Source organism: Gluconacetobacter asukensis (genome assembly GCF_014174375.1).
GTDB lineage: Bacteria > Pseudomonadota > Alphaproteobacteria > Acetobacterales > Acetobacteraceae > Gluconacetobacter > Gluconacetobacter asukensis.
The window spans coordinates 62,098-76,606 of record NZ_JABEQE010000016.1 but is presented as its reverse complement, the minus strand read 5'-3'; the positions used below and the strand labels follow the sequence as shown (position 1 = coordinate 76,606).

Genomic DNA, 14,509 nt, shown 5'->3' with positions numbered 1-14,509 from the left:
CCAAAGTCGCCATCACCGCCGTCATGCGCAAGCTCGTCATCCTCGCCAACGCACTCCTGCGCGATGATCGAACATGGGCTCCAAAAGCCGCTTGATCACAACGGATACTCTTAGCCTGGTGGTAGACTCCGGGCCTGTGCCCAGCGTTATCTGGATTGCATGGCAAAAAGCGTACGAAATCCTCAGATAGGCCATCCTGCCCTCAATCAGGTTCGACAGGCCTGTCTTCATCCAGCGCTTTCGATGAAGACAGGCATAGCCAAGTTGAAAACGAATCTCATAAGCTTAAACCTTCAGAAAATGCTGACTTCGCACTCATGGGACAGCGCCCTGGTCATGCGTCAATCTCAAGGCGATCTGGCATAAATCTGGTTCGGATGAATTCCATATCGCCTGCGCGAAACCCATCATCGTCACATAGTCCCTCACCACCTTCAGTGCAATCTTCGCTTTCAGTTTGGCGTCCGGCTTCCGTCTCGTCTTCTTCGTCGTCAGCGCTCCATTATACGAAGGCGGCAGAACAGTCGGATTTAGCCCGCGATCCTATTTCCGGAGGCTATTTCAGTTTAATTCTTTTGGGAGATACGCTCATGCGAGCGATCCGCCCTCTGGGCATGCAACGAGTATTTCTGGTGTATAGAAAATTTCTGGAAAATTTTGATTTGTGTTTGAAAATACAAACTATATCCTGTAGATAATAGCTCCGGCTGTCTAGAAAAAATTCGGCTCAGTTTTTAAATTTCTGGTGGATATTGACAATGGAATGCTTGGAAAAGAGATTTCCGCAATATGGTATGTATAAAGAAACCATCAATAATATGGTTCATGTTGATCCGGTAAGAAAGATTGTTTATTTTGAGGTCCCCAAAGCGGGATGCTCAAGTATAAAAAAATATCTCATTCAGAAAATGGCAGGGAATGTGAATTATGACAAGAACCATTCTCTGATCCATGATAGGCAGAAATCTCCTTTGCTGAGGCCGTTCGATCTGCCGGAAGGCGAATGGTATGATCTCATGGAGAGATCCGGCAATATTTTTTCGTTCGTGAGAAACCCATATTCGAGAGCAGTCAGTGCTTATCTTGATAAATTTAAAATGGACGAGAGATCTTATCACAAAAAAGCATTGGGATTTTCAGAATCCACGGAGCCGACTTTTGAGGAGGTTCTGGTCGCCGTTAAGGAAAAAAGAAACGAAGAAAGAGATATCCATTTTATGACGCAGGACTATTTGACGGGAAGTGGAAGTGTAAAATTCAATATTGTTGGTCGTCTGGAGAATTTTAATATATATCTCCAGGCTATTTCTATTATGTTTTATGGAGAAAACAATAGTGATTTAGAAAAAATAAGAGAGTTCGGTCAGATTCATAAGACTGCTTCTGATGTATATAAGATTTCAAGGGAAGAAATGTTGCTCATTTCTGATATTTATAAAGAGGATTTTGGGAGATTCAATTACGAAATGATCCGATTTTGAGATATTGTATGTGATATGTACGAAATTTTTCCGAGATTATTTGTTGTATTGACTCCTATGCTTCGTGGTGGCGGGCCATCGGATGTTCGGAACCACACGACATGGGCGGTCCTGTCAGGCGCGCTCTCGCGCACCAGCACCTACGGGACGGTAATGGCCTGACCTGAGGCCTGTCAGAGCGCGATCACGGAGATGAATTCGATGGAGGCTACCCTGAATTTTGTGTGTCCAGTGTGATGCCGGAGAAGGAGAAGCATCATGACCCAACGCACGAAGCCGTTGATCCTTGACGATATTCTGGCTGGGCGCGTGGTCCGCATCATGTCGGACGCGGATGCCCTTCTTGCGATATGAAGGAGGCGCTGGCGGAGCTGCGGTCGCACGCCGAACTGGATCACCATCTGGACGGCGAAGCTGTGGCCGTCCGTCTGAACTGCCGCAATCACTGGGGCCAGAAGATCGTGCTGATGGATATCGGCCGGGGCGGCTGGATATTGCCCGCGATCGGGTAGGAACGTTCGATCCGCAACTGATCGCTACCGGCGGCGCTTTCCCGGTTTCGACGAGCGGATCATCTCGATGTATGTATGCAAGATGAGTGGGCGCGAGATGCTGGGCCATCTGCTTGAGATCCATGGCGTGGAGGCCTTGCCAGATCTGATCATGCTCTCTCAAAGCCCAAAGGGGCGCTATCGAATTAGCTATCATTCGTCAGCGCTGGACTTCAATTCGAGGGGTTGTTATAATTTTTTTGGTTTTCGGCTGATTTGTATATAATTCGTTCTTAAAATTCAGCTGAAACGTATATTTTTGGAATGAAATCATGAGCAAGCGGACTCTTTTTCAAGAAGAATGGTTCATGTGGAGAGTTTCCCACGCAAAAGGTCTGATGGACGGCGGAAAATTTGATCTACTCCCAGAATGGGAGAAGCAAACGCTTGCTGGAGTTGTCCTAAATCTTCTTGATAGGCAGAAATCAGGCGATGTCTCATCTTCGGAAATTTTAGATTTTTTTGCATTTTGTCAGGAAAATATTCTCTTTAGTTCCGCGCAGATCTATCAAGATCTGTGGGTTTTGTTGATGACAAACAAAAAAAGAAATGGATTCTTTGTTGAATTTGGTGCTTGTGACGGAGTTTTTCTTAGTAACACGCTTCTTTTGGAAAAAGAATACGGTTGGAATGGGATTTTGGCTGAGCCAAACCCGATTTGGTTTGATAAATTAACAAATAATAGGAATTGTATTTTAGACCATTCTTGCGTTTATTCGCGTAGTGGCGAAAATATTAAAATGCTGTGTGTCACGGAGCAGCCTGAACTGTCGAGAATTGTTTCTGTTGTGCCACAAGATGTTCATGAACATGACGGTAACAGAGCCGATGCGCAGATTTCTTATGTCGACACAATATCATTGAACGACCTTTTGGTTAAGCATAGCGCACCATCTACAATTGATTATCTTTCCATTGACACGGAGGGCTCGGAGTTTGAAATATTAAATAGCTTTCATTTTGACAAATGTGATGTACGCTTGATTACTGTTGAGCACGCGGGGGAAGAAGAAAAGAGGAATAAAATACGCTCACTTCTTGAAAAGAATAATTTTGAACGTTGGCATCCTGAACTTTCACGCTGGGACGATTGGTACGTTAAAATAGACGGAAAAGAAAATATAGGCATGTTGGGCTGATATATTCTTGTTGATTCCGTGATGACATACAGATCTCTCTCATGCCAAGGATTGTAGACATTGACCTATATGGGTCCATTTTTCTGAATCCGATAGATTGGACGGTATCAGGGAGGGGGAGAGGTCGTTCCAGGCAGTTATCTCCACGCTTTCAAGATCGGATCAGAATTTTATGCGCGCCTGACGAGATGGCCCGCACTCCCGACGGGGCGTATCATGCATTCGCTCCAACACCACTGCCAGGCTTAAATCCCGGCAGTGGTGTCGTCCGGCGATACAGGGAACTAGAGCATAATCCGATCAATCTGGTTCATACCCTGCTGCGGTGAAGCAGGCGGCGGCCTGGCTGTGACAGACATCGTCGATTGCACCGCACACCGCGTCCTGGAGTGCATCGATGGTTCGGGGCGCCACTCGTCTGATCCATGCCTTCATCTTGGCGAAGATGTTCTCGATAGGGTTGAAGTCGGGACTGTAAGGCGGCAGGAACAGCAGGCGGGCACCGACTGCCTCTACAGCCTCCCGCGCTTCAGCACTCTTGTGTGCCGGAAGATTATCCACAATGACGACGTCTCCCGGCAACAGCGTTGGAGCGAGCACCTTGCGGGCGTAGGCGGCGAACCATTCACCAGTCATTGGGCCGTCCAGCATCATTGGCGCGGTCATTCCGGACAGGCGCAGTCCGCCGATGAACGTCGTGGTTTTCCAATGTCCATGGTGCACAGACATTCGACAGCGCGTGCCACGACGTGACCGCCCCCGTAAACGGGCCATCTTCGTCGAGACAGCGGTTTCGTCAATGAAGACCAGCCGGGCCGGATCGAGTTCAGGCTGACTGTCGAACCAGGCCTCGCGCCGTTCTGCGACGTCGGGCCGTGTCTGCTCGCTGGCGTGCGCCGTTTTTTTTGACGGTCATGTCGTGACGGTCGAGGCAGCGCCAGATCGTGCTCGGCGCGAAGCGGACCCCATGTTCCCTAGCAAGTTTCTCCGCCAGTTCGATAAGGGAAATGTCAGCCCTGGCTTCAATCGCAGCCAGCAGGACGCTCGACCAGGCCTCGATCCGATGGGAGCGACGATCGCCACCCTGCCGCAGCGCGTGCTCTCGGCCGCTCGCACGCCATTCCGCTACCCAGCGGATTACGCTGGAGGCAGAGACACCAAAGCGCTCGGCAGCCGCCCGGCGGGTCATGCCAGAGGAAACCGCAGCAATGGCTCGCCGCCGCAGATCAGACGATAGCGCTCGGGTCATGATTGCCGGCCTCCATCCCGGCAATCAGGATGAATCAGATTTCGCCCCAGAGGGGAATCCTAAAACGACTCAGTTAGGTCAGATTGTGCTCTAGCGGAATAGCCGCGGCCAGGAATAGTTTATCCCACCGCCAATCCGTCCGAACCAACGAGGCCATTTCTCGCACGCGGCTTGTCGGGCAACAAAAATGGTAAGATAGACCATTCGCGGTTGGCAAGTTCGTAGCGGCCTTATCATTATCAAGGCTCCTCTAGGCGCTGTCTGCATTCACCGTGGCCAGATCATGGCGCATGCGAGGTGGATGAAGCCCATAAAGGCGGGGAGCGTTTTCTCGCATCGCAAGGCGATTCTGCGGAAGCGTTTGAGTTTATTGAAGAAGCATTCGACCTGATGGCGTTCCTTGTAGAGGCTCCAGTTGATCCGCCGCGCGAACGACCGATGGCGGCAACTTCAGCCCCCCTTTTGCGCCCGTCGCATCGGCATGAACCTTCGAGATGGTGCTGTCGATCAGGACATATTCGAAGTCTGGAGTATCGGCCAGGGCATGGAAAAGCCTTTCCCAGACGCCCGCGTGTGAGCAACGTCAAAAACGAGCGTGGACCGCAGTCCATTTGCCGAACACGTTCGGCAGGTCACGCCAGCGCGCCGCATTGCCGGCCATCCACAAGATCGCATCCACGAACAGTCGGTTGTCGACCCCGCTCCGCCCGGGCGTTCCGAGCCGGCCGGGAAGATGGCCTTCGATCCGCCTCCATTGCTCGTCTGTCAGTGTCCGTCTGCTCAAGGCTTGCCCTCCATCGACAGCCTTGAATCAGAACTTCAACTCCAAGGGAACCACTGAATGCAGACAGCGCCTAGTTCGCAGCCTTGGATTACCCGAGCCGTTCAACAACAAACAATTTTATGAGTTCATGACCTGACAAAGAGCAGTTACGTATTCTGGAGGCCTATTATTTTCTTTTGTATTTCCGGAGCGGTATTTTCATCAAATTCCAGAGCGACCTGCCCGGCATGCCATAAGGCACGGACGATACGGTCGTTGGCGGATGTCTCATCCGTTTCCAATAGAACAGGGACCACGAACGACCGGCCGAGATCGGCAGATCTCGTCAGGTTCTTGAACATCAGTGCTTCAGATCGTGTCGGGAGTAAGATGAACCGACAAAGGGTCTGCCATGCTGCATTGGCGGCAGCGGTGATTTCTGCAGGATCTTCGGGAGCGGTTGAAAGATAATCCATAACGCCTTTGTATAGAGGATCATTTTCATAATAATCTGTCGCACAAATATTTTTATGCTCTCCAACGGCGGAAATGACGCCATTATCGTCTTGTCGATATGCCTCGATACTGGGCGCCGCGGGTTCAAAAAGGCTTTCTATAAGGTGCCTATACGCAAGAATGCAGCTTTTGATATTCTTCAGGTCGACTTGGTCCGATTGAAAAACCAAGGGAATCGCGTGGGGCCAGTGCGTTCTGTCGTGGGTCTGGTTTCCTGAAAGACCAAAATACAAGCCCCACCATTCTGTTTCTGGTAGTGCTTTCATGAGCATTCGCTGGCTGCTGGCTACCCAGCCCGTATCCACCAGAACTGCTGTGCTATGTCCTGCGAGAAGTTGAGAGACTTTGCTCTGAAACAAGAATGACTGATTTTTCAGATATTCCGTGACTTCATTCAAGGCTGGGTCGCCATTGAGCAACCGGTCTGCAAAAAAAGTACGATGAGCGGACCAGGCCCAATTGCTGGAAGGAGATCCACCACGATCCAATTGTCCTGTTATGGCCAGCGTGGTCACTTCCGGCTGGGTGAATTCAAAAGCTTCATTGAAAATTTTTCCGGCCTCAAGCGGGTTTAGCGTCCAGGTGCCTTTGGCAATCATCATCCGGGATGCCCAGAACAATTCCCATGTTTCGGGAACAGATTGTCCAACCCGTCTGACATAGACATCCAGCGCCTGTCGAATACGCAGGCCGGCCCGAGTCATGAAAAGGATTTTTGCGTTTCGGCTGTGATGAAAGTAAAGGCATGATTGATAAAGATCTTGAAGATATTGCCCGATGACAGGACCGAGAGTAACTCTTCCAAAATTGTAGATACTATCATGGGTTTCGGAGTGGTTGTTCTGGTGTGTCATTATATCTTGGCCCAATTACTGATATCGATATTTTTTGAATGATAGTGTGCTATGATTTTGTTAAGCGAGTTCTGCCGTTCCAATATTTCAATTTTGGAAATCGGAAAGAACAAAGCGTTCCATCCGGCTGCATTTGCTTTCTCAATATCCGAGTGCAGGGAATCCCCGATGTGAAAGACTGTTCGTCGATCAATTCCAAGAATATTCTCAACATATGGATATAATAAACCGCTTCTTTTAGATATTATTGTGTCGGCGCTGCTAAATAGTTCTGAAAAACAATTCTTTAAGTCTGGGTCTATTCTATCAAATAGCCCTTGGATATGATCTGCGTGCAGATACATATCGCTAATAAGAATGGTTTTCCCTCCACGGGCCTGAAAGCGCCGCATGACTTCCATCAGGACGGGGTTCAGCTGCAAACATTGAGAGGCTTCAAAATCAAGCTCGGTTTGAAGGAAAGCAGAGGCTAGCGATGCATCGCCATTTACGGTTGATGCCATGTTTGCTACGACATCTAATATAGAACCTTCCTTACAACCGGCAATAGATGGGCGCGCGCGGTAAGTGAGTTGCATTGCCTGGGCGCGCAGAAGGGTAAAGCTTTCGGCTGAAATATTACGTAAGAACAGCCATTTATTCTGTTCTTTTAGGTGGTCGACGATTCTCTTGCTGGTAAGGTGATATCTTTCAGCTTCGGCTAGGTGGTTTCTCAATAAAAGAGTGTCAAAGACGTCGAGAGACAAAGTCTTCGCGCCGTGAAGACAATTTTCAAAAATATTGACGGCTTCATGAAAGTTTTTGGAAAGCCATTCGTAGCGATTGGATGTCTGAAATAGATTTTCCTGCAAATATTGTATGGATCTTGTATTTTCTTCTGACATGCTAGACACGGAAGATGACTCTCGGTGTGTGTGAAATAAAAAATATTTATGAACGATTAATTTTCACATATTGAATATCAATTGTCAATTGTCAATTGTCTCCGGAAAGAAGTCGATGGCGAATTTTGCTTGTTGGCTCTCTTCTGGCACGAGGCTCGCAGTTCATTTTTATGCCAGAAAGTTGAGCCTTTCAGAAATATTCAGCAACTGTATTGCAAATCATATTAGATCAGATCATCTCGAGATTGTCGCATAATCAGGGCCTTGACCTGAACCCGCCGGCTTCTGAGGTCCTTCAATCCAATCGTTTGATTATGAATGGGTTTTCTGGGGAGATTGCTACTTTGGTGGAGCGGAGGTCGAGGATCAGGTGACAGGCGCAATAAATCTGGTCCGGGGAATGACATGGTGGGGTATGAGCATTTTGTTGGATATATCGACAGGGCTATTCCGGGCAATCGAATGTGGCATCGTAAGGACGATGGATCAACGATTGGTCTCTATGCCTATTCATTGTCCTGATGGATAGGCATAGGCAATCATTTTGTAGGGCATATATAAATAATAATTGCAGTTACTTTATTTTTGATTTTATTTCATTTAGTTCTTTTAATATATTTCCGCTCAGGAAATGCATATGCATCAGTAGTTCACGCTTATCTCTTTCCATTTTTTCTATCATAACTTGGATAATTCCAAAATTATTCATATTATCTTTTATGGCTTTTCGTACAAGGGAGTTTTTGTATAGGCTCTGGTAAATTTGATGCTTACTTATTCCTGAATGAATGCTATTTCCGTAAGAATCATTACTATTCTTTCTGTGGTGATAAAAGGCCAACTCTTTGTCTATTGTTCCGATATCACCTTCGAGGAAGAGGCGGAGAATATAATCCCAATCTCCCAATACGGGCATATTCTCGTTAAATTCGCCAACGAGTTGCGCCACGCTACGTCTTATTAACAAAGATATTGGCGGGACCCCATTCTGCGTGAGAATATCGCATGCATCGATAGTGGCACGCCACAATTGCCATTTTTCTCGAGAGAGTTCCCTTATGTAGTTTTGCTCTATAACTTCATTGACAACGATACAGTTTGCCGTGACGGCGACGTAATTGGGGTTTCCTTTTAGGAAATTTACGGTTTCTGTTAAAAAAAGGGGATGCCATGAATCGTCATCATCATGTACAATAACGTAGTCTTCTGAAATGAGTCGCAAGGCGCAATTTGACGCCGCTTCCATACCTAAGCTGGTGGGGTTGTGTATGATATGTAATTTGTCGCCGAATGCGCTCTGATATTGGAAAATACACTCGTTAAAAGCAGCTCGATCCCCGCCGTCATTAACAATATATAACTTCCATTTCGTATGGATTTGACCAAGAACACTTCTTATAGCTCTCGGCAATAGAGCCGGTCTGTTCTTGGTTCGCATTATGATTCCGACAGATCCCGTCTCTTCGCTGGTTGACCATTTCCGATGAGTGGGAAACAAATAAGAGAAATTATCGGCGTGATTCATGCTGGGGAGATTCCAAATAATTTACTTTTTTTAACATGCCACAGGAATAGGTAAAAATATAGTGCGCGGGGTGGAGGATTAGCTGGTCCATATCCTTGCGTGCCTGCTGGCCTCGCGCGCTGGATGGTCTCTCCTCCGATGGAGCCGGACTGATTCTGTCGCTGGTGGGCCGTTCGGTGATCTGCGCCCCAGGCCATGGCGGATGGCGAAAGCTGCATGCCTGCTACAACCCCGGTCGAGGTCGTTTCACCAGTCTGCGCCTGACAGCCGACAGGAGGGCCGAGGAGACGGCCCATACGCCGGTTGATGCGGACGCATCGTCATCACCGATCGGGGTTATGCCCGGTTCGTAATTTTCATGATGAACTGAGCCAGGGCAGCGACTTCATCACCAGGGTGGGATGGCCCACCGTGCGTCTGTACGGTGCTGCGGGCCAAGGGCCCGACATATGTTGACAGCGTGGCCCGAAGACGAGGTGCCGTGCGATCGCGACGTTCATATCAAAGGGATGGCACGGGCGCTGCGTCTGGTGACCCAGCGCCTGCTTGCCGAGGGCGCCGGATTGGCCGGGGCTATCCCGAAGTTCATGTGTTTGGTGTGATGCCGAGGAAGGAAAAGCATCCGCGGTCGTTTCCGATGCCGCTTCAGGGGGCCTCGGTTTGTTGCTCCGATGCCCCCTGAATAAGATCAGAGGCCCTCTTCGTCCTCTTCCTCGTCATCGTCGCCGTAGACCGGCTCGACGGTGATGGTGTCGTTGTTGCCGGCGCGGAGGGTCTCGGCGTCACGCTCGGCCTCTTCTTCGGTCTCGTACAGCTTGCCGTCGTCCGGGTCGTCGTTCCAGCCCGCTTCCGGGTCCCAGAACTGGACCTCGTCGTCGCCGATCTCCTTGATCACGAGATAGCCGACGATCACGTCGTTTTCGTCTTCCATGATGTCCCCCCTTCTTCCTGCTGGACGGCCGACGTATGGACGAAGCCGCCAAAAAAGGAAGGGAAAAAATGCCCCGACGGCGGTCTGGGCGCGGGTTCCCGGGTTTATGACAGTCTGGATACGCTAGGCAGGCCGGGAGAAAGGTCCTAAGAGCGGATGATGGTTGCGATGCGTGACAGGGGAGCGAGGTGGCGGGCCGCATGGCCGCTGGTTCTGCTTGCGCTGGTCGCGCGGCTGGCGCTCGGTGGGCTGGCGAGCCCTCAGGCGGTGTTCGACGATCCGCTGGCGCAACTGGCCAGCCTGTCGGTGTTCTGCGACAGCGATCATCCTGTGACGCCGGGCCCCGAGGGGTCGCATCATGGTGAGGGGCATGCGGACGGGTTCGTCCTGCTCGCCGAGGCGCTCGATACGCCCGCGCTGACGGTGGGCAGTGCCGCTTTGGTGGTCCGTGCTGCCGTCGCAACCGGGATGGGCTGGGTGTTTCCGCCCGTGCGCGGGCCGCCCTTCCGGCACCGTTTCAGCCTTTATCCGCAGGGGCCGCCCGCCCAGGCCTGAGGGCCTGATTGGCGATGTGCGCTGTCGTCCTGCGTGCGTTTTTTGCGTTCCGCGGTGACCGGCCATCGAGGCCGCTTTCGCTTGCCACCGCATATTTCCAATCAGGCTCGACATACGTTCCCGCGACCCCTGTGCCCTGGCGCGGTGGGTTTTCGTGTCGTTCTTTCAGGTCTGAGTCGATGCCTATCAGAATCATCCATACCCGTCTGCCGCGTGCGATCGCCGGCGTGCTGGCGCTGGCGTGCGGCCATGCCGCGTTTGCCCAGTCGGCCGAGGTGAAACATCACGCCGCCACCCCGCCCGCGCGGCAGCCCGCCAAGCGTTTGGCCCCTGTCGTGCCCGTGGCGCCGCCGGCCGAGCGGATTACCGTAACGGGCTCGGCCCGTGGGCCGGCGACGATCCGGCCGGCCGGGCAGACGACCTATAGCGCCGAGCGGAGCAGCTTCGCCAACCAGGTCGGGCAGAGTGTGGCCGATATGGTCGTGACCGTTCCCGGTGTCAGCTTCGTCGCGGGGAACGGGCCGCGCGATGTCGTCGTTTCGGTGCGCGGGTCGGGGGACCGGCAATCCTACGGGATGAAGAATATCCAGGTGCTGGAGGATGGGTTTCCGGTCACGCAGCCGGACGGCACGGCGCGGTCGGACCTGATCGACCCGCATGCCTATGACGGTGTCGATGTCTTCCAGGGGCCGGCCTCTACCGTGTACGGCAATTACGCGATCAATGGCGCGATCAATTTCCGCACCCGGAATGGCGCGGATATCCATGGGCTGGAACTGGGATCGGATTTCGGCAGTTTCGGCATGTTCAACAATTACGTCACGCTGGGCGTGGGTGGCCGGTCCTATGATCTGACGGTCTTTGGCAGCGATGTGCGGGGCAATGGCTTTATTGCCAACAGCAGTTACGCGACCTCGACCGAGAATGCGCGGCTGCGGGTCAACCTGACGGACCGGGACCGGCTGATCCTGAAATTCGTCAATAATGTCACCGATGCCTTCCTGCCGTTGCGGCTGTCGCTGGAGCAGTATCGCCTCAATCCGTACCAGCTTGGCTGTGCCGTGGCCGCGAATGCGGCGGCGGGGTGCGCCACGGTGAATTTGCTGGTCAACGGCCGGTATGGCGCGACGGCGGCGCGCACGCCACAGCAGGCGGGGCTGGGCCGGTTCGACCGGCGGACCATCGTCGGGCTGCGCTGGGAGCATGATTTCGACAGCCGGACCACCTGGCGCAACCAGTTTACCTATGACCAGCGGCATATCGACCAGCCGACTTCGGTTGCCAGTTATGTGGGGCCGTATGATTCCTACAATGCCAGCAGCGATGTGACGAACCGCGCGCGTCTGGGGGCCACGAACTTGACGACGTTCGGCGGCGTCAGCTTCGATTATCTGGATTTCGGATCGCAGGTCTATAACGTCACGCCGGCAGGCGGGGCGACGCGTGGCGGGCTGAACGGGACCTCGTACGGGCATCAATGGAATCTCGGTGCCCGTTTCCAGGAGGATTGGCAGTTTGCGCCGCAATGGCATGCGGTGATCGGGCTGGGGGGCACCTATTCCGATCTTGGGGCGATCCAGAACCTGTATAAATATAGTGATGCCGGGCAGAGCGTCAGCGCGATCACGGCCAATCGCTTTTTCTTCAATCTGGCGCCGGAGGCGGCGCTGATCTATGCGCCGGATCGGGACTGGACGCTGCATGCGCGCGTCGGCACCGCCTATGCCACGCCGACGACGTCGAACCTGTTCGTGACCCCGCAGGGAAATTACGGCAACAACACGAATCTGAAGAGCGAGACCAGCGTGGGTGTCGATCTGGGTGCGGACTGGCATCCGTTGCCCACGCTCGATCTTCAGGCCACCGGGTTCTACGAATTCTACAATAACGAGCTGGTCAGCCAGTCGGCCGGGGTCAACACCATCAGCGCCTTCACCTTCAACGCTCCGGCATCGCAGCATCAGGGTGTCGAGCTGGGGGCGGAATGGACGCCGCTGCCGCATGCCCTGCCGGGTGGGCGGGTCAGGCTGAGCTACACATACGACAATCAGATCTACACCGATTATACCGAGAGGCTGTCCGGCAGCGGGTTGTCGCGCACGTTCGATCGCAGTGGCAAGAGCATTCCCGGTGTAGTCCCGAATTTTCTGAATGCGCGTTTTCTCTACGACCAGCCGGATGGGCCGCTGGAAGGGCTGGGCGGCTATGTCGAGGTGACCTGGCGGAGCGATTACTGGCTGGACAATGCCAATCGCCTGCGCGCGCCGGCCTATCAGCTGGTGAACCTGGAGCTGCATTACGATCCGCCGAAACGTCTCGGCTGGGTGCACCGGCTGCATACCTATATCGAGGTGCAGAATCTTGCCAACCAGACTTACGTTGCCGGGGCGACGAACATTGCCGACGTACTGCAGGCCGATGGCACGCAGGCCGGGGCGGCGGTTCTCGCGACCCGGACCGGGTCGATCTATGCCGGGTCGCCGCGTGCCGTCTTCGGCGGCGTGCGTGTGCATTTTTGAAGGGGGAGCGGAGCATGCGTGAGGGGCGATCCGCCTTCTGGCCCGACTATCGGACGATCTGGCGCTGGCATATGCTGGCGGGATTGTTCTGCCTGCCTTTCGTCGCCTTTCTGGCGCTGACGGGGGCGATCTATCTGTTCAAGCCGCAGGTCGATGATCTGATCGACTGGCGTTACGACCATCTGGCGGTGACGGGTGCGCCGGCCGCGCCGTCGGCGGAGGTGCGGGCGGCGCTGGAGGCAGTGCCGGGCAGCCGGTTCATGGCCTATGAACTGCCGCGCCCAGGGCATGGCGCGGCCAGAATCATTGTCCTGCGGGGTGGTGAGGCGATCCGGGTCTATGTCGATCCGTCGTCGCTGGCCATCCTGAAGCAGGTGCCGGAGGAGGCGCGGTTCGAGCGGCTGGTGTTCAAGCTGCATGGGCAATTGCTGCTGGGCAATGTGGGGTCGGTCATCGTGGAGATGGTCGCGTCCTGGACCATCGTGCTGATCCTCACCGGTCTGTATCTGTGGTGGCCGCGAGGGCGCAGCGGGCTGGCGGGTATTCTCTATCCGCGCCTCGGCCTGGCCGGGCGGGCGCGGTGGCGCGACCTGCATGCCGTGAGCGGAGTCTGGCTGTCGCTGGTCCTGGCGCTGTTTCTGGTGTCCGGCCTGCCATGGTCGTTTGTGTGGGGGCATGCGCTGCAATCGGTCGAGCAGCGGGTGGGACGGCTGATGGCGGTGCAGGATTGGGAGATCGGTGCCGTTCCGGTGCGTGACACCATTGCCGGGCATCGGGTTGCGGCCCATGCCGGCATGGGTGGCATGGGTGGCATGGGTGGCATGGGTGGCATGGGTGGCATGCCGGGCATGGAGATGGGCGGCGGGCAGGCGGTCGCGCCGGATGGTCTTGTCGGGCTCGACGATGTGGTGGCGACGGGTGTGCGGCTGGGGCTGCCGGCGCCGGTGCTTGTGACCCCGCCGGCGGCGGCCGGGGCGGCGTGGCAGGTGCGGTCGGATACGCAGGATCGGCCGCTTCGGGCCAGCGTGCAGGTCGCCCCGGATGGAGCGGTGATGTCGCGGCAGGATTTTGCCGGCAAGGGGTTGGTCGATCGCGCCGTCGGCTATGGTGTGGCGGCGCATGAGGGGCAGTTGTTCGGCTGGCCCAACCAGTTGCTCAACCTGCTGGTGGCCAGCGGGCTGGCGACCATGAGCATTGCCGCGACCATTCTGTGGCTGCGGCGGCGCCCGCCGGGCGGCTGGGGCGTGCCGGCCGCCCTGCCGGGACGGCGTGTGGGCGTCGGTGCCGTTACGGTGATGGTCCTGCTGGGCGTGTTGCTGCCGGAACTGGGGATATCGCTATTGCTGCTGGCGGCGGCGGCATGGGTGATGGGGCGCCGCGTTCGGGCGGACGGCACGGAGACGGTTTGACAAGTCGGGTTGCCGGCAACGAGCCCGTCAGAACCTGACCGGACCTGTGGGCTGGTGAGCGAGAGCGGCCCAACGGGCCGCGCCCGTCGTGTGTTTCCGAGCACCGAAGCGGAGCGGCCTTGATGGCCGTGAG

At 54.3% G+C, this 14,509-nt stretch carries 10 protein-coding genes and 2 pseudogenes; 6 read left to right on the top strand and 6 right to left on the bottom strand.

All coding sequences use genetic code 11. The annotated features are described in order from the left end of the window. Window positions 1-758 precede the first annotated feature (758 nt). From HLH35_RS15820 to HLH35_RS15810, 3 genes and pseudogenes are all read left to right on the top strand, one after another. Window positions 759-1,481 carry a sulfotransferase family 2 domain-containing protein gene (locus tag HLH35_RS15820; protein ID WP_182980060.1) on the top strand — a complete coding sequence of 241 codons (723 nt, stop codon included), beginning with the start codon at window positions 759-761 and terminating at the stop codon, window positions 1,479-1,481. Window positions 1,482-1,739: 258 nt separating this feature from the next. After that, window positions 1,740-2,144, top strand: a pseudogene (locus tag HLH35_RS20455) (transposase); the annotation flags it as partial. A gap of 160 nt (window positions 2,145-2,304) precedes the next feature. Further along, window positions 2,305-3,171 (top strand): FkbM family methyltransferase, encoded by an 867-nt coding sequence (locus HLH35_RS15810; RefSeq protein ID WP_182980059.1) that lies wholly within the window; start codon window positions 2,305-2,307, stop codon window positions 3,169-3,171. A 300-nt stretch (window positions 3,172-3,471) separates the two neighbouring features. Here the strand turns inward: HLH35_RS15810 and HLH35_RS15805 are convergent. The 6 genes and pseudogenes from HLH35_RS15805 to HLH35_RS15780 form a co-directional block, all read right to left on the bottom strand. Next, a protein-coding gene (locus HLH35_RS15805; protein WP_182980058.1) for an IS630 family transposase occupies window positions 3,472-4,420 on the bottom strand; the annotation gives its coding sequence in 2 pieces (ribosomal slippage) (window positions 3,472-4,081 and window positions 4,080-4,420; 951 coding nt in all). A gap of 267 nt (window positions 4,421-4,687) precedes the next feature. Continuing rightward, a pseudogene (locus HLH35_RS15800) lies at window positions 4,688-5,204 on the bottom strand (IS5 family transposase). A gap of 146 nt (window positions 5,205-5,350) precedes the next feature. Further along, window positions 5,351-6,553, bottom strand: coding sequence for a hypothetical protein (locus HLH35_RS15795; RefSeq protein WP_182980057.1), 1,203 nt, complete (start codon window positions 6,551-6,553; stop codon window positions 5,351-5,353). After that, window positions 6,553-7,437 (bottom strand): HAD family hydrolase, encoded by an 885-nt coding sequence (locus HLH35_RS15790; protein ID WP_182980056.1) that lies wholly within the window; start codon window positions 7,435-7,437, stop codon window positions 6,553-6,555. The genes HLH35_RS15795 and HLH35_RS15790 overlap by 1 nt, the downstream gene beginning before the upstream one ends. A gap of 574 nt (window positions 7,438-8,011) precedes the next feature. After that, complete coding sequence (locus HLH35_RS15785) at window positions 8,012-8,875, bottom strand: glycosyltransferase family 2 protein (RefSeq protein ID WP_182980055.1); 864 nt, start codon at window positions 8,873-8,875, stop codon at window positions 8,012-8,014. Window positions 8,876-9,650: 775 nt separating this feature from the next. Then, window positions 9,651-9,893 (bottom strand): hypothetical protein, encoded by a 243-nt coding sequence (locus tag HLH35_RS15780; RefSeq protein WP_182980054.1) that lies wholly within the window; start codon window positions 9,891-9,893, stop codon window positions 9,651-9,653. Between the two features lie 168 nt (window positions 9,894-10,061). On the opposite strand from HLH35_RS15780, the gene HLH35_RS15775 reads away from it, so the two are divergent. From HLH35_RS15775 to HLH35_RS15765, 3 genes are all read left to right on the top strand, one after another. After that, the gene (locus tag HLH35_RS15775) at window positions 10,062-10,448 is read left to right on the top strand and encodes a hypothetical protein (protein ID WP_246385152.1); all 387 of its coding nucleotides are present in this window, start codon (window positions 10,062-10,064) and stop codon (window positions 10,446-10,448) included. 179 nt (window positions 10,449-10,627) lie between these two features. Continuing rightward, complete coding sequence (locus HLH35_RS15770) at window positions 10,628-12,967, top strand: TonB-dependent receptor family protein (protein WP_182980053.1); 2,340 nt, start codon at window positions 10,628-10,630, stop codon at window positions 12,965-12,967. 14 nt (window positions 12,968-12,981) lie between these two features. Next, on the top strand, window positions 12,982-14,376 hold the full coding sequence (locus HLH35_RS15765; RefSeq protein WP_182980052.1) for a PepSY-associated TM helix domain-containing protein: 1,395 nt from the start codon (window positions 12,982-12,984) through the stop codon (window positions 14,374-14,376). Window positions 14,377-14,509: the final 133 nt, after the last annotated feature.